Origin of the sequence: Streptomyces sp. R33, assembly GCF_041200175.1 — a bacterium.
Lineage (GTDB): Bacteria > Actinomycetota > Actinomycetes > Streptomycetales > Streptomycetaceae > Streptomyces > Streptomyces katrae_B.
The window spans coordinates 6134870-6150827 of sequence record NZ_CP165727.1 but is presented as its reverse complement, the minus strand read 5'-3'; the positions used below and the strand labels follow the sequence as shown (position 1 = coordinate 6150827).

At 71.7% G+C, this 15958-nt stretch carries 14 protein-coding genes and 1 riboswitch; of the genes, 2 read left to right on the top strand and 12 right to left on the bottom strand.

The genetic code is table 11. The annotated features are described in order from the left end of the window. Positions 1–88: 88 nt before the first annotated feature. The 7 genes from AB5J51_RS28295 to AB5J51_RS28265 all read right to left on the bottom strand — a co-directional run bounded on the left by AB5J51_RS28295 (position 89) and on the right by AB5J51_RS28265 (position 7541). Positions 89–850 carry an SDR family NAD(P)-dependent oxidoreductase gene (locus tag AB5J51_RS28295; protein ID WP_369778973.1) on the bottom strand — a complete coding sequence of 254 codons (762 nt, stop codon included), beginning with the start codon at positions 848–850 and terminating at the stop codon, positions 89–91. Positions 851–978: 128 nt separating this feature from the next. Next, positions 979–2121, bottom strand: a complete 1143-nt coding sequence (locus tag AB5J51_RS28290) for a glycosyltransferase family 4 protein (protein WP_053785161.1) — start codon at positions 2119–2121, stop codon at positions 979–981. 56 nt (positions 2122–2177) lie between these two features. Continuing rightward, entirely contained in the window at positions 2178–3302 is a 1125-nt protein-coding gene (locus AB5J51_RS28285; RefSeq protein WP_369778972.1) for a hypothetical protein, read from the bottom strand. Between the two features lie 36 nt (positions 3303–3338). Beyond that, positions 3339–4379, bottom strand: a complete 1041-nt coding sequence (locus AB5J51_RS28280; RefSeq protein WP_240805333.1) for a C40 family peptidase — start codon at positions 4377–4379, stop codon at positions 3339–3341. A 235-nt stretch (positions 4380–4614) separates the two neighbouring features. After that, complete coding sequence (locus AB5J51_RS28275; RefSeq protein WP_030291806.1) at positions 4615–5643, bottom strand: NlpC/P60 family protein; 1029 nt, start codon at positions 5641–5643, stop codon at positions 4615–4617. A 253-nt stretch (positions 5644–5896) separates the two neighbouring features. Then, positions 5897–7261: an NYN domain-containing protein gene (locus AB5J51_RS28270; protein WP_136224569.1), complete on the bottom strand. Its 1365-nt coding sequence runs from the start codon at positions 7259–7261 to the stop codon at positions 5897–5899. A gap of 40 nt (positions 7262–7301) precedes the next feature. After that, positions 7302–7541: a hypothetical protein gene (locus AB5J51_RS28265; protein ID WP_030291802.1), complete on the bottom strand. Its 240-nt coding sequence runs from the start codon at positions 7539–7541 to the stop codon at positions 7302–7304. A gap of 118 nt (positions 7542–7659) precedes the next feature. On the opposite strand from AB5J51_RS28265, the gene AB5J51_RS28260 reads away from it, so the two are divergent. Both AB5J51_RS28260 and AB5J51_RS28255 read left to right on the top strand, forming a co-directional pair. Beyond that, entirely contained in the window at positions 7660–8406 is a 747-nt protein-coding gene (locus AB5J51_RS28260) for a rhomboid family intramembrane serine protease (protein ID WP_053785157.1), read from the top strand. Then, positions 8403–8684, top strand: a complete 282-nt coding sequence (locus AB5J51_RS28255; RefSeq protein WP_030291798.1) for an Lrp/AsnC ligand binding domain-containing protein — start codon at positions 8403–8405, stop codon at positions 8682–8684. The genes AB5J51_RS28260 and AB5J51_RS28255 overlap by 4 nt, the downstream gene beginning before the upstream one ends. Before the next feature lie 693 nt (positions 8685–9377). Here AB5J51_RS28255 and AB5J51_RS28250 read toward each other — a convergent pair. The 5 genes from AB5J51_RS28250 to AB5J51_RS28230 form a co-directional block, all read right to left on the bottom strand. Next, a complete protein-coding gene (locus AB5J51_RS28250) occupies positions 9378–10766 on the bottom strand; it encodes an aminotransferase class V-fold PLP-dependent enzyme (protein WP_133898262.1) in 1389 nt (462 codons plus the stop codon). A gap of 217 nt (positions 10767–10983) precedes the next feature. Continuing rightward, a riboswitch (SAM riboswitch) is annotated at positions 10984–11100 on the bottom strand. A 96-nt stretch (positions 11101–11196) separates the two neighbouring features. Beyond that, positions 11197–12261, bottom strand: a complete 1065-nt coding sequence (gene trpD / locus AB5J51_RS28245; protein ID WP_053785154.1) for an anthranilate phosphoribosyltransferase — start codon at positions 12259–12261, stop codon at positions 11197–11199. Positions 12262–12427: 166 nt separating this feature from the next. Beyond that, a complete protein-coding gene (locus AB5J51_RS28240; RefSeq protein ID WP_053785153.1) occupies positions 12428–14053 on the bottom strand; it encodes a cytochrome bc complex cytochrome b subunit in 1626 nt (541 codons plus the stop codon). Then, a complete protein-coding gene (locus tag AB5J51_RS28235; RefSeq protein ID WP_053785152.1) occupies positions 14050–15108 on the bottom strand; it encodes a ubiquinol-cytochrome c reductase iron-sulfur subunit in 1059 nt (352 codons plus the stop codon). Before AB5J51_RS28235 ends, AB5J51_RS28240 begins: the two co-directional genes overlap by 4 nt. Next, positions 15105–15914, bottom strand: a complete 810-nt coding sequence (locus AB5J51_RS28230; RefSeq protein ID WP_136224568.1) for a c-type cytochrome — start codon at positions 15912–15914, stop codon at positions 15105–15107. Before AB5J51_RS28230 ends, AB5J51_RS28235 begins: the two co-directional genes overlap by 4 nt. Positions 15915–15958 lie beyond the last annotated feature (44 nt).

Here is a 15958-nt window from a genome sequence, read left to right as displayed (position 1 = left end):
CCCAGAGGCGGTGTTGACAGACTTCTGAGGAACAGTCAGATGTGGCGGAGGATCACCGCGCCCGGTCCGGGGCGGGCCGGAAGCGGCATCAGACCTGCTCGGTGGGGCGGACGAGCATCTCCGCCACCGCGACCCGCCGAGGCCGCGTGACGATGTAGACGATCGCGTCCGCGATGTCCTGCGCTTCCAGCCGTTCGATGCCCCCGAACATCCGCCCCAGCGCCTCCTGCATCTCGGGGGAATTGTGCCCGCGCAACTCGGTGTCCACCGCGCCGGGCTCGACGAGGGAGACCCGTACGTGCTGCCGCGCCAGCTCCTGGCGCAGCGCCTCGCTGAACGCGACCACGCCGAACTTCGTGGCGCAGTACACGGTGGCCGTGGCCGCGGCCTGGCGGCCCGCCACGGAGGAGACGTTGACGATGTCGCAGACCTGCCTGCGGCCGTCCGCCGCGGCGTTCACGAGGTGCGGCACGGCCGCGTGGGTGATGTGCATCAGGCCGGTGAGGTTGATGTCCACCATCCGCTTCCAGTCGGCGGTGGCCGACTCGGTGGCGTACCCGAGGATCATCAGGCCCGCGTTGTTCACCAGGGTGTCCAGCCGCCCGAGCTCGTTGACCGTACGCTCCACCACGCGCGCGGCCTCGGCCTCGTCGGCGATGTCGGCGGGCAGCACCAGGGCCGAGCCGCCGCCGGCCTCGATCTGGGCGGCCAGCTCCGTGAGCCGGTCCCCGCGCCGCGCGGTGAGCGCGACGGTGGCCCCCCGCCCGGCGAGCGCCAGGGCGGCCGCCCTGCCGATCCCGCTCGAAGCCCCGGTCACCAGGGCCACGGTGCCGCGCAGCACGTCGTCCATCGTCCTCACCACTCCTCGCCGCCGCGCAACCGTCGTGCACGTCCGCAGACATGCCTTCCGTGTCCGGTGGGACATGCACGGCCGGGGCCCCGACGCGCCCTGGTCGGCGTAATCGCGGGCCGGGTGCGTCAGAGCAGCTCGCGCAGGCGGTCGGCCAGGAGGTCCCAGCGCCACTTCTCCTCGACCCAGGCGCGGCCCCGCTCGCCCATGCGGCGGCGCAGCTCCGGGTCCTGCAGCAGCGCGATCACGCGGTCCGCCGCGTCCTCGGGGACACCGCCCCGGACCACCCAGCCCGTCTCACCCTCCAGCACCGCGTCCGGCGCCCCGCCCGAGTCGCCCGCGACCACGGGCAGGCCCGTCGCCGAGGCCTCGAGGTAGACGATGCCGAGCCCCTCCACGTCCAGTCCGCCCCGCCGGGTCCGGCACGGCATCGCGAAGACGTCCCCGGCGCCGTAGTGGGCGGGCAGCTCGGCCCACGGGACCGCGCCCGTGAAGACCACCGAGTCCGCGACCCCGGTCGAGACGGCCAGCGCCCGCAGGTCCGCCTCGTACGGGCCCCCGCCGACCACCAGCAGCACGGCGTCCGGAACCGCGGCCAGGATCCGCGGCATCGCCTCGATCAGGGTGTCCTGCCCCTTGCGGGGGACCAGCCGCGAGACGCAGACCACCACGGGCCGGTCCGACAGCCCCAGCCGGGCCCGGATCTCGTCGCCGCCCGACCCGGGGTGGAAGGTCTTCTCGTCCACCCCCGGCGGGAGTTGCACCATCCGCTCCGCCGCCCGGTCCGTCAGCGCCGAGGCGATCCGCGAGCGCGTGTACTCGCCCAGGTACGTCAGCGTGTCCGTGCCCTCGCCGATCCGGCGCAGCAGCTGCCGCGCCGCCGGGAGCTGCGCCCAGCCCGCCTCGTGCCCGTGGGTGGTGGCCACGATCCGCTTCGCCCCGGCGCGGCGCAGCGCCGGGCCCATCAGCCCCAGCGGGGCCGCCGCCCCGAACCACACCGACTCGCAGCCGTGCTCGCGCAGCAGCCCGACCGCCCGCCGGGTCACCCGCGGGGTCGGCAGCAGCATCGTCGTACGGTCGCGCACGACCTGGAACGGCTGCTCGGCGTCGAAGGCCGCGGTGGCCTCGCGGCCTTCGGCCCCGTGCTTCCAGGTGGAGGCGTAGACGACGATCCGGTCGGGATCCAGCCGCAGCGCCATGTTGTGCAGGAAGGCCTGGATGCCGCCGGGCCGCGGCGGGAAGTCATTGGTCACGATCAGCGTCTTGTACATCGCCAGCCGACAGTACCGGACGGCTCCGCGCGGCCCCGCGCCAGCCGCGGGCCGGGCTACGCCCCGCCCAAGTCCTGGCGGAGGCTCGCCTGCCAGGCCAGCGTCAGGCCGGGCGGATCGCCGCCGATCGTTTCCTCCAGGGCCGTCGCCAGGGGCTTGCGGCCCGCCCGTTCGTAGAGGCGGACCAGTGCGTCGTCGCCCCATTTGGCGGCGATCAGGCGGCAGGCCAGCCATGCGCCCTCGTACGCGCGGGCCAGTGCCTCCGGGTCGGCGCCGAAGGCGAACGCCTCGTCGGCGGGGAGTGCGGCCGGCAGCTCGCCGCGGCGGACCGCCCGGGTCAGGGCCGGCGCGGCCTGCTGCGGGGTGGTGGTGCCGCCGCGGTACGCCGCCCAGTCCGCGAAGCCCTCCGAGAGCCACAGCGGGGTCTTGGCGGTGGTCGCGGCGCGGGTGGCCACGTGGGTGACCTCGTGGGTCAGGACGACCCCGCGGCCCGCCGCGCTGAGCTCCGCCCAGCCCTCCGGGTTGACAACGACCCGGTCGGCGGGAGCCGCGGCGGCGCCCGCCCGGCCCGTCGTGACGGCTCCCATGCCCCGGTACTCGGCGGCCGGCCGCCCCAGCAGCTGCGCCATCCGCTCCAGGGAGCCGGGCACCAGCACGACCACCCGGCCCGCCCACGGCCCGGGCCAGGCGGCGCTCGCCGCGGGCACCGCCCGGTCCGCCTCCGCCCCGATCGCGGACAGGGTCTGCGCGGACTGGCCGACGCCGAGCACCAGCGCGTGCGCGCCCCGGACCACCTCCACCGGGCCCTGGTCCCACAGCTGCGGCGGGGCGCCCGGCGCGGCCCGGTCCCCGGTCACCCGCCACCGTCCGCCGTCGTCCCGGCTCAGCCGCACCTCGCGCGCCGAACCGGCCGGGGCGAGGTCGTAGCCGGTGAGCCGGTAGTGCAGTTCCGCCCGGGCGGTGGCCTGCGCGCCGTCCCGCCGGACCGCGGAGACCTCGTACGCCCATCCCTCCAGCGGGATCCCGGCGAGCTGCGCGGGCGGCGTCCGCGACCAGGCGGCGACGGCCTCCCGGACGTCCTGCTCGGCGGCGTCCCGTACCGCGGGCGCCCCGCACCCCGCGAGCAGCGCGCTCAGCAGGAGGGGCAGTGCGCGTACGAGGAGCCGACGGACCGGGGACATCCGACGATCGTACGCACGGCCTGCGTCAGGGGCGGGTCAGGGACGGGTCACCGAGGACACCGGCATCATCCCGACCGGGTCGTACCGCACCCGGGCCCCCGGGTACGGGGCGTGCACGACCTGCCCGTTCCCGACGTACATGCCGACGTGGCTGGCGTCCGAGCGGTACGTGACCAGGTCGCCGGGCTGCGCCTGCGACAGCGGGACCTGGCGGCCGGCGTACCGCTGGGCCTGCGAGGTGCGCGGCAGCGCGACGCCCGCCTGCCGGTACGACCACACCATCAGCCCGGAGCAGTCGAACCCGGAGGGCCCGGTGGAGCCCCAGATGTAGGGGCGGCCGACCGCGGACCGGGCCGCCATCACGGCGGTCGCGGCGCGCCCCGACGAGGGGCCGAGCGAGTTCGGCTCGGGCAGCCCCTCGGGGCGCCCGCCCGCGCGCGAAGCCCGCTCGAAGTCGGCCCGCTCCTGCGAGGGCATGGCGTCCAGGAGACGGCGGGCCGCGGCGAGCTTGGCGGTGACGGCGCGCTTCTGACGGGCCACGTCGGCGCGTACGGCGTCGAGTTCGGCGAGCTTGAGCGAGGCCTCGTGGCGCTGCTGGCCCAGCCGGCGCTGTTCCTTGCGCAGTTCGTCGAGCTGCCAGGTCTGCCGGTCCGTCAGCCGGTTCAGCTGGGAGGCCTTGTCGAGGTACTCGTCCGGGTCCTCGGAGAGCATCAGCTCGACGGCGGGGTCGATGCCGCCGGAGCGGTACTGGGCTCCGGCGAAGGTGCCGAGGACACCGCGCATGGTGTTGATGCGGTCCTGGCCGCGGGCCAGTGCGTCCTGGGCCCGGTCGATGTCGGTGCGCAGCCGGTCGGCCCGCTCGCCCGCCTTGTTGTAGCGCTCGGTGGCCTGTTCGGCCTCCTCGTAGAGCCGGTCGACCTGGGCGCGGGCGCCGGCCGGAGGCTCCTGCGGCTGCGCGGGGGCCGCATTCGCCGCCCCCGCCATGGCTGCCGCGGCGGTGGCCACGGCGGCGGTGAGGACGGTGACCTTGGTGTTCCGGTCGAGACTGCCGAGCCCGGGCCGGCGATGGGACGCCACGAGGAACCGCTCCCTTCCGCTGCGCGGGACCGGGTCCGTCCCCCGTGGACGGCCGTGTGCCGGGTTCCGCGCTGGCAGACAGTAGCCGCGCGGCCACACACCGGCCAACGACCGCCGGAGGCCACACACAGCGACGCCCCGCCGGAGACGCAGGTCACCGGCGGGGCGTGCGGTCACAGCGGGCCCGCGGAATTCGCCCGGATGGGCGGTGCACGGCGCGTCCCGTGAGCGGGCGTCAGCCGATGCGGACGCCGAACTGGAAGGGCATGTTGTTGATGGACTCGTACTTGACGCCGCCGCGCGGGTTGGAGGCGTGCAGGACCATGCCGTTGCCCGCGTACAGACCGACGTGGTGCAGGTCCGAGTAGAAGAGCACCAGGTCGCCGGGCTGGAGCTGGCTCTTGCCGATGCGCGTGCCGTCGTTGGCCTGGGTGTAGGTGGTGCGCGTGATGCTGACGCCGGCCTGCTTGTAGGCCCACTGGGTCAGACCCGAGCAGTCGAAGGCGCTCGGGCCGGTCGCGCCGGAGACGTACGCGCTGCCCAGCTTGGTCTTGGCGGCTGCGAGGGCGGCGCCGGCGCGGCCCGAGGCCTTGACGTTGCCGAGGTCGGCGCGGTCGCTGTCGCTGCGGCTGGCGCGGGTGTCCTCGTCCTTGAGGGCCGCGCGCTCCTGCGCGGTCAGGGTGTTGAGGAGGGCCTGGGCCTCGGCGAGCTTGTCCTGCGAGGCCTTCTTCTTCTCGCCGAGTTCCTTGCGGGTGGCGTCGAGGTCCGCGAGCTTGCCGGAGGCCTCCTGGCGCTGCTGCGCGAGCGCGCGCTGCTTGGCCTGGATCTTCTGGACGGCTTCGACCTGCTTGCCGCTCAACTGCTCCAGGGTGGAGGCCTTGTCGAGGTAGGTCTCGGGGTCGCCGGAGAGGAAGAGGGCGACGGACTGGTCCATGCCGCCGGTGCGGTACTGGGCGCTGGCCATCGAACCCAGCGTCGTGCGCAGCTGGTTGAGCTCGTCCTGGCCGCGGGCGACCTGGTCCTGGAGCTGGCCTATCTCCTTCTCGAGCTTCTCCTGGCGCTCCTTGGCCCCGTTGAACTTCTCGGTGGCCTGCTCCGCCTCTTCGTAGAGGGCGTCGACCTTGGCCTTGACCTCGTCCTTGCTCGGCTGGGCCGGAGCGGCGGAGGCGCCGTGTGCGGAGAGTGCGACGGCCGCGGCGGCCGTGGCGGTGAGCACGGTCACACGAGTGCGGGTCGGCTGCTTGGGTCGACGGTGGGACGCCACGAAGGCGAGCTCCTTCTTCCTAGAGCCGCCGAAGGAACGCAACTCGGCGACACCCCCGCCGTCACTCCGAATGAGTGATCTACCGCACGAAGGTTTGAACAGACCCTAGTGACCCCGCTGTGATCAGTTCAAATCCTGTCGAGAAAAAAATCGCTTGCCGACCAGGTTCTTTACCTACAGCCCACGCTCTGTGCAGGGCAGTTGACGGTACGTTCTCTCTTGGCCAGGCCAAATCGGGCATTCCGTCGAGGAGTTACGAAACGCGCGAAAGCCGCTTCAGCAACAAAGCGGACGTTACGGGCCGGGCTCCGGCCTTCGCCACGCCGTCGGCCACCTCGCGGTCCGTGGAGACCACGACCACCGGCCGGCCGGGGGGCTCCGCGCGCACCAGCTGGCGGATCAGCTCGTCCGCCGTGACACCGGGCTTGGAGAACAGCACCCGTACCCCGCGCGGCGGCGCGAGCAGCACCGGGGCCGCCAGTTCCGCGCCGTCGAAGACACAGGTCATCTCCGCGCCGGTCTGCGCGGCCAGCATGGACAGCCCGCCCAGCAGCCGCAGCCGCTGCTTCTCCAGCGGCATCGTCGGATAGCCGGTCTTCGTCACGTTGTAGCCGTCGACCACCAGATGGGCCTGGGGCAGCGCCAACAACTGGTCCAGCAGCGCCGGATCGGTCTCCGACAGGGCCCGCGCCGCGATGTCCTTCGGGGTCATCCGGCCCGGCTCCACCGCGTCCACGGTGTCGGCCGGCCGCGTCGACACCGGCGGCAGCGCCAGCTCCCGGCGCAGCCCCTGCGCCGCGTCCAGCACGGTGTCCAGCAGCAGCCGCAGCCGCATGTCCTCGACGCTGCGGCCCTCACGGGTGGCCCGGCGGGAGGTCTCCAGCGCCGCCTCGACCTCCGCGAGGCGGGACTTGAGCCGCCGGGTCTCGCTCTCGGCGGCCGCCACGTGCGCGGCCGCCTCACCCCGGATCCCGTCGATCTCGGCGGTGACCTTGCGCAGGGCCGCCTCGCCGCGCTTCACATCGCTCTGGGCGCTGCGCAGCTTGCGCTGAAGCGATTCCGCTTCCTTGCGCGCCGCGTCCAGCTCGGCCCGCACCTGCTCGCCGCCTGCACGCTGCAGGTCCCGTGCCTGGGCCAGTTCCTCGCGCAGCCGCTCCATTTCGCGCCGGGTCTCCTCGCCGACGCGCTCGGCGTCGGCGCGCTGCGCCTCCTCGCCTGCGGAGGCCACCAGCTTCACCCAGCCGACCGGCCGCAGCACGTACGCGGCGGCCGCCACGTCCAGCGGGTCCGCGGCGGCCGGCGGCGCACCGGACTCCAGCGCACCGGCCAGCTCGGCCTGCGCCTCGCGCAGCTTCTCGGCGACGCGGCCCCGGAAGACGGCGTCCGTCTCCACGGCCGCGGCCATGGCGTTGCCCGCGAACTTGGCGCGCCGGGTCGGGGTGAACCGGGCGTACTGGCGCAGCTGCGCCGGGAGGTCCGCGATCGTCAGTCCGCCGAAGGCGTCCGAGACGAGCGCGACGACCCGGCGCCGCACGCCTTCCGGCAGCGGGCGGTCGAGCACCTCCGCGGCGTCGCCGGCCGCGTCGGCCGGCTCAGCGCCGCTTGCTGGCTCCACAATCCGTCACCCCTACCGTGATCTACCTGTGGGCCCGGCTCCGTCAGGAGTCCGTGCCCGGCCTGTCCACGAGCTCGATCTGATCCACCGCGTTGCACCACCGGCAGCGGACCGACTCGATGGTCTCATTGACCACCTCGCGCTCCTCGACCTTGGGCTCCCCGGCAAGATCCAGGTGGACGTACTCCACGACCTTCGACGAACGAGTGACGTCGAAACGCGTGAGGTTGCCGCACAGCGTGCAGCGCCACCGGGTGGTGTCGGTCGGCAGGGGAACCGTCATCAGGCCGCTCTCTCCTTCTTCGTAACTGATTCAATTAAAGCCGCCGTCTGCGTCAATCGGCGGACCGCAGCACGTAACCCTACGGCCTGCCGGTGCTCCGGGTGGGTCCGCTTGGGTCATGCTCGATCGCATGATCGTAAGGTGGCGGGCCCTCCGGGAGGGCGTCCGGGATGCCGTCCGGGGCCCGGTGGTCGTCCACGCGCTGATCGCCGGCTGCTGCGTGGTGTTCCTGCTGGGCCCGGCCTCGGGGCTGAACCCCTCGTACGGGACGGGCGAGCGGTTACTGGAGGCGGGTACCGCCTACTTCCGGCGCTGGGGGGTGGTCCCGGACGAGCTGTTCACCGGGTCGGGGCGGGCGCTGCTGACCCCGCTCACCGCATTGTTCGTGCACGGCAGCTGGCTGCACCTGCTCGGCAACATGCTCTTCCTCTACGTCTTCGGCGTGATGACGCAGGAGCGGATGGGCCGACCGGAATTCCTGTCCTTCTACGTCTGTACGGGTTACCTCGCCCTGGCGGCGTACGCGGCGGCCAACGCCTCCTCGGCCCAGACCCTGGTCGGCGCGTCGGGTGCGATCTCGGCGGTCCTCGGCGCCTTCCTGTGTCTGTTCCCCCGGGCGAGGGTGACGAGCCTGTTCCCGTTCCTCCTCTTCCTGCCGCTGCGCTTCCCGGCCTGGATCGTCCTGCTGTTCTGGTTCGGCCTCCAGTGGCTGGCGGCGCACCGCGCCGGGAGCGGCCCGGGGGTGGCGTACCTGGCCCACGTGGTGGGCTTCTCGCTCGGCTTCGTCTACGCGTGGGTGCGGTATCGGCGTACGACTAGAGTGAGGAGACCAGCGACGGCCACCGAGGGAGACAGCCAGCCGTGATCACCGCGATCGTGCTCATCAAGACCAGCGTGGACCGCATCCCCGAGATCGCCGAGTCGATCGCCGCGCTGGACAACGTCAGCGAGGTCTACTCCGTGACGGGGACGTACGACCTGATCGCGCTGGTCCGCGTGGCCCGCCACGAGAACCTGGCGGACATCATCCCGGGCCGCATCAGCAAGATCCCGGGCGTGGAGGCGACGGACACCCACGTGGCGTTCCGCACGTACTCCCAGCACGACTTGGAAGCGGCGTTCGCGATCGGCCTGGACGCGTAACGTCCGACCGCGGACCGACGGGCTCCGGCAGGCTCTCCCCCGGCTGCACCGACCGGCCTTCGGCCAGCCGGAACATGTAGCCGCGGAGGTAGTCCGCCAGGTCGCCGTCGATGTGTGCGACGTACGCCCGCGCCCCGGCGGCGGCATCGTTCATCCAGTCGCTCCGGGCAGTCGCCCAGGGTCCCCAGCCCGCGCCCGAGGCCCACTCCCGCACCCGGGCCCGCTCCCGCCACCAGTCCCGGACCAGCTCAGGGGTCCAGTGGGCGTCGCCGTCGCCGCCGTACCCGCTGAAGGGCTCGCATTCGGCGGCGCAGATCAGGGCGTGGACCTCCGAGGGCGTCCGGGGCCGGCGGTACACGAACTCACTGCCGCACGTGTCCTCGTACGTGACGTGCTCGGGCGCGCACTGCCGCCCGGTGAGACAGGTGTCGGTGTTGGCCGCGTAGAAGGGCCCGGCACGCTCCGCCAGTCCCGCTGCTCCCACCCGTCGGGCGCCGGCCCGGACCGGTCGCGGCTCACCCGGTCGCCCCGCCACAGCGGATGCGGCTCGCCCGCCATGGCGCGGGCGGTCGGTATCGGATCCCAGTACGTCATGCGGCGAAGCGTATGCCGAGGCCGTGACGACGGACCGAGTCCGGCGCAGCGGCACGAAGCCCGGGAGGCCCGCCAGGGCCGTGCGGTGCGAGGGGCGCGTCAGGAAACGGGCACGCAGCGGCCTTCTTCCGTGCGGTACTGCCACTTGGCTCCGTCGGCGACGAGTTCCCTGACCGCGCGGACGAAGCGGTCGACGTGCTCGTCGGGGGTGCCCGCGCCGAAGCTGACGCGGATCGCGTTCAGCGAGCGCTCGCCCGGGGCCGCCTCGGGGGCTCCGCATTCGCCCTGGGCCTGCGGCTCGCTGCCCAGCAGGGTGCGGACCAGCGGGTGGGCGCAGAACAGGCCGTCGCGGACGCCGATCCCGTACTCCGCCGACAGCGCGGCCGCGAAGTGCGAGCTGTTCCAGCCGTCCACGACGAAGGAGATGACGCCGACCCGCGGGGCGTCGTCCCCGAAGAGGGAGAGGATCCGGACGGCGGGGACCTGCGCCAGGCCGGCCCGGACCTTGGCGATCAGGTGGCGCTCGCGGGCGACGAGGCCGTCGAAGCCCGCCTCGGTCAGGGCCTTGCAGGCGGAGGCGATCGAGTACACGCCGATCACGTTCGGGGAGCCGGCCTCGTGGCGCGCGGCCGTGGTGTGCCACTCGACGTCGACGCCGCCGTCCGCGCGGCGGGCGACCTTCCGGGAGGCGCCGCCTCCGGCCAGGTACGGCTCCGCCTGCTGCAGCCAGTCCGCGCGGCCGGCCAGTACGCCCGAGCCGAACGGCGCGTACAGCTTGTGCCCGGAGAAGGCCACCCAGTCCACGTCCAACTCCTGCACGGAGACGGGGTGGTGCGGGGCCAGCTGGGCGGCGTCCAGGACGATCCGCGCGCCGTGGGCGTGCGCCGCGGCGGCGAGTTCCTTCACCGGCCACAGCTCACCGGTGACGTTGGAGGCGCCGGTGACGCAGACCAGCGCCGGACCGTAGGGGTCACGTTCGGCCAGCGCCCGCTCGAGGGTCTCGACGGCCTGGGCCGGGGTCCGGGGGGCGTTGAGGTACGTGACCTGCGCGTCGCCCCACGGCAGCAGCGAGGCGTGGTGCTCGGTCTCGAACACGAAGACCTGGCAGCCGGCCGGGAGTACGGCGGCCAGCAGGTTCAGCGAGTCGGTGGTGGACCGGGTGAAGACGACCTGGTCCGCGGGGCGGCAGTCGAGGAACTCGGCGACCGTGGCGCGGCTCTGCTCGAAGAGGTCGGTGGAGAGCTGGGAGAGGTAGCCGGCACCGCGGTGCACGCTGCCGTAGTAGGGGGCGTACGCGGCGACGTCGTCCCAGACCCGCTGCAGGGCGGGGGCGCTGGCCGCGTAGTCGAGGGCTGCGTAGGTGACCTCGCCGCCGGTGACGAGCGGGACGGTGACGTCGCGGCCGAGGACCGGCAGCGGCTCGGCACAGGCGGGGGCGGCAGGAGCGGCAACGGCGGCGGTGGCGACGGCGTTCGGGTACGTGGACATGGCGGTATCTCCCGGCGGGACAGGCTGAATGGCTTCGGACGGCCCGTACGCGGGTGCACGGATGCGCGGTCGCGCATGCGGCTGTGGGTACGGGAGTTGCCTCGACGCACGGACGGCTGGGTGCCGTGCGGAGGGTGAAGAAGGGGCGGAGTCGCCCTATCGCATTCGCTTGCTCACGGAAAAACTCCTCGAGAGACCAGGACCCCTGGTGTCGAGGGATCCGCGCTTGCCGTGGGCCTTTCTGCCTACGGCCTGGTCATCACCCGGGGCACCCCGCCACGGAAGGAGGGTTGCCGGACAGCAAGCCGGGGCCTAAACGCTGTCACTCGTGACCTGGTCAGCATCCTGCCACAAGATCCCTCACGCGCAAGACCCCGGTCCGCATCGTGGACCGGGGTCATCGCTTTCACGCCTTTCCGGCGCGGCCTGGCTAGGCGTTGCTCGCCTGCACCCAGCGGTCAAGGGCGGCCCGCGCCGCGCCCGAGTCGATCGACTCGGCCGCGCGGGTGATGCCGGCCGCGATCTGCTCCTCCAGGCTGCCGGTGCCCGGGTCCAGCGCCACCAGGGCGGCGGCCGAGTTCAGCAGGACGGCGTCGCGGACCGGGCCGGTCTCGCCGGCCAGCAGGCGGCGGGCCACGTCCGCGTTGTACGAGGGGTCCCCGCCGGCCAGGGCGGAGACGTCGACCAGGGAAATGCCCACGTCACGCGGGTCGAGGGTCTGCTCGGTGACCTTGCCGTCGCGGACCCACCAGATCCGCGAGGTCGACGCCGTGGTCAGTTCGTCCAGGCCGTCGTCGCCGCGGAACACCAGAGCCGAGGAGCCGCGCTCCGCCAGTACGCCCGCCACGATGGGGGCCACCCGGGCGTCCGCGACGCCCGTGGCCTGCGCCCGTACCCGCGCCGGGTTGGTCAGCGGGCCGAGGAAGTTGAAGGTGGTCCGGATGCCCAGCTCCCGTCGGGCCCCGGCGACGTGCCGCAGCGCCGGGTGGAACTTGACCGCGAAGCAGAAGGTGATCCCGGCCTCCTCCGCGACCTCGACGACCCGCGCCGGGGTGAGGTCCAGGTTGACGCCGAGCTTCTCCAGCACGTCCGAGGAACCGCTCGCGCTCGACGCGGCCCGGTTGCCGTGCTTGACGACCTTGGCGCCCGTACCGGCCACCACGATCGACGACATCGTCGAGATGTTCACCGTCTTGGCCCCGTCGCCGCCGGTGCCGACGATGTCCACCGTCCGGCCCGGCACCTCGATCAGGTTGGCGTGCCCGTACATGGACCGCACGAGGCCGTTGATCTCCGCGACGGTCTCCCCCTTGGCCCGCAGCGCCACAACGAAGCCGGCGATCTGGGCGTCGGTGGCCTCCCCGCGCATGATCCGGTCCATGGCCCAGGCGGTCTCCTCGGCGCGCAGGTCCTGGCCGCTCAGCAGGGCGTCGAGGACGCCCGGCCAGCCACGGGCCGCCACGCTGTCGCCGCCTGCCGGGGTCACAACGTTCATGGTCCGCTCCTGCTTTTGGTCGGCCACCCGATGTCGGGGCCCACGTGAATGGGAAGGTCTCCAGCCTATCCAGCGCCGGGGACGGCAAAGAGCCCCGTCCGGACACTGGACGGGGCTCTCGCCGTGGCGACACCAGGACTGACCGAAATCAGCCCCTCAAGCGGGATCAGTGATGGCCGTGGCCGCTCTGGATCTCCTTGTACTCCTCCACCGTGGGCTTCGGAATCTGGTTGTTCTCGGCGTAGAAGCCCTTGCTGAGCTTCGCGCGGAGCTTCTCCATGCGGCCGACCTTGCGCTCGACACCGTTCTCGTCGACCGTCGGGCCGATCTCGATCGGCTTGTACTGCTCGTGCGCGGTGAGCGTGTGCAGCTTGCCCTGCGACAGCGGCTCGTGGACCTCGACGAACTCACCGTGCGGCAGGCGCTTGATGATGCCGGTCTCGCGACCGTGCAGCACCTTGTCGTGGTCCCGGCGCTGCAGGCCGAGGCAGATGCGCTTGGTGACGATGAACGCGAGGACCGGGACGACGAAGAAGCCGATCCGGACGAACCACGTGATGTTGTTGATCGAGAGGTGGAAGTACTGCGCGAACATGTCGTTTCCACCGCCGATCAGCAGCACGATGTACTCCGCGATCCAGGCGACACCGAAGGCCGTACGGGTCGGGACGTTGCGCGGGCGGTCCAGGATGTGGTGCTCGCGCTTGTCCCCGGTGACCCAGGACTCGATGAACGGCCAGGCGGCGATCGAGCCCAGCACCAGCGGGAAGAGCAGCAGCGGGATGAACACGCCCAGGACGAGCGTGTGGCCCCACAGGTTGATCTCCCAGCCCGGCATGGCTCGGATCAGGCCTTCCGGCATGCCCATGTACCAGTCGGGCTGCGCACCGGTGGACACGTGGTCCGGGCGGTACGGGCCGAGCGCCCAGATCGGGTTGATCGAGGCGATCGCCGCGATGGCCGCGATGACACCGAAGACCAGGAAGAAAAAGCCTCCGGCCTTGGCCATGTAGACCGGCAGCAGCGGCATGCCGACGACGTTGTTGTTCGTCTTGCCGGGACCCGCGAACTGGGTGTGCTTGTGGTAGAAGACCAGGATCAGGTGGGCCACCAGCAGGCCCATCATGATGCCGGGCAGCAGCAGGATGTGGATCGAGTAGAACCGTGCGACGAAGTCGCCGCCGGGGAACTCGCCGCCGAAGAGGAAGAACGAGAGGTACGTGCCGACGATCGGCACGGACAGGATCGCGCCCTCCATGAAGCGGACACCGGTGCCCGAGAGCAGGTCGTCCGGCAGGGAGTAACCGGTGAAACCGGTGAACATGCCGAGGACCAGCAGCAGGAAGCCGAAGATCCAGTTGACCTCGCGCGGCTTGCGGAACGCGCCGGTGAAGAAGACGCGCATCATGTGCACGACCATGCCGGCGACGAAGATCAGCGCCGACCAGTGGTGGATCTGCCGGATGAGCAGACCGCCGCGGACGTCGAAGCTGATGTCCAGCGTCGAGGCGAAGGCCTCCGACATCTGGACGCCCTGCATCGGCACGTACGAGCCGTGGTACACGACCTCGTTCATGCTCGGGTGGAAGAACAGCGTCAGGTACACACCCGTGAGGATGATGATGATGAAGCTGTAGAGGCAGATCTCACCCAGCATGAAGGACCAGTGGTCCGGGAAGATCTTGCGCATGTTGGACTTGGCCAGGCTGTAGATGCCCAGGCGGCCGTCCGCCCAGTCGGCTACCCGCTCGCCGGCCGGCGCTTTGCGCTTCGAATCAGTGGCAGTGCTCATCCGCGCTCCCAGAATGCAGGACCGACGGGCTCTTCGAAGTCGCCGAGCGCCTCGAGGAAGCCTTCGCCGTTCACGCCGATCCGCAGCTGCGGAAGCGCGTGGCCGGCCGGGCCGAAGATGACACGGGCGCCGTCGGAGAGGTCGAAAGTGGACTGGTGGCACGGGCAGAGCACGTGGTGCGTCTGCTGCTCGTACAGGCTGATCGGGCAGCCGACGTGGGTGCAGATCTTCGAGTAGGCCACGATGCCCTCGTGGGACCACTCGAGTTCCTGCTTGTCCTTGATGTCCTCCGGCTTGATCCGGACGATCATCACGGCAGCCTTGGCGATCTGCGTCTGGAAGTCGTGCTGCTCCTCTTCCAGGCCCTCGGGCACGACGAAGGTCAGCGAACCGACCTGGACGTCCTCGGGACGCAGCGGCTCCATCGTGTTCTGGTTGATGAGCAGCTTGCCCTTGGCCCACACGGTCTTGCGCAGCTTCTCCTCGGGCAGCGGGCCCAGGTCGCGCATGATCATGACGGCGGACAGCGGCAGCATGGCCAGCGCGCCCAGCATCGTGTTGCGGATCAGCGGGCGGCGGGCGATGCCGGACTCGTTCGCGCCGTCGGCGAAGTCCGCGAGGACCTTCGCCTTGACCTCCGGCGGCGCCGCGATCTCGTGGCGCTCGTCGGCGACCTCCACGTCGGACATCAGGGTGCGGGCCCAGTGGACCGCGCCCGCGCCGATGCAGAAGAGGGCCGCGCCCAGGGTCAGACCGAGGGCGAAGTTGAGCCCGCTCACCTTCCCGACGGGGAAGATGTAGACGATCTTGTCGACCGGGATGGTCACGTACGAGACGATGAAGCCGATCGTGGCCAGCATCGACAGCGTGAACAGCATCGCCACGGTGCGCTCGGAGCGCTTCGCGGCCCGCTCGTCGATGTCCTGGATACGGGGCTTGTGGACCGGCAGGCCCGGGTCGGCGAACGGGTCGTCCGCGACTGCTACGCCACCGTGGTGCGCGTCGCCCTGCTCGCTCGGCAGGTGCTTCTCTTCGGGAATGTCTTGGCTACTCATGACTTCTTGGCCTTAGCGGTGTGGGCCGCGACCCAGACGGCGACAGCGATCAGCGCACCCAGGCCGAAGATCCAGCCGAACAGACCTTCGGAGACGGGGCCGAGGCCACCGAGCTTCAGGCCGCCAGGGCTGACCGACTTCTCGCCGTTCACGTGCTGGATGTACGCGATGATGTCCTTCTTCTCCTTCGTCGGCATGGTGCTGTCCGGGAAGGAGGGCATGTTCTGCGGGCCGGTGAGCATGGCCTCGTAGATGTGCTTCGGCTCGACGCCCTCGAGGTTGGGGGCGTACTTGCCGTTCGTCAGCGCGCCGCCTTCGCCGGTGAAGTTGTGGCACTGCGCGCAGTTGTTGCGGAAGAGCTCACCACCCCTGGCGATGTCGGCACCCGCCGGGTCGTACTGCTTCTCGGTGGGCACGATGGGGCCGGCGCCGAGGGAGGCGACGTAGGCGGCGAGCTGGTCGATCTGGGCCTGGTCGTAGATGACCGGCTTCTTCGGCACCTGCGCGCCGGGCTGCTGGGCGGGCATGCGGCCGGTGCTCACCTGGAAGTCGACGGCCGCGGAGCCGACGCCGACCAGGCTGGGGCCGTCAGTGGAACCCTGACCGCCGGTTCCGTGGCAGCTTGCGCAGCCCACGGCGTAGAGCTTCTTGCCCTCCTCGATGGCGAGGGACTGGGCGGTTTCATCGGCCTGCGCTTTGCCCGCGGGAGCAAAGGCGGCGTACAGCCCCCCAGTGGCCGCCAGCGCGAGGAGTAGAACGACGACCGCCGCCAGCGGATGGCGTCGTCGTGCGGAGAGCTTTTTCACGGATTACCCCGGTGTCAGGATCTTCTGCGTCGGTGTTTCTGGAT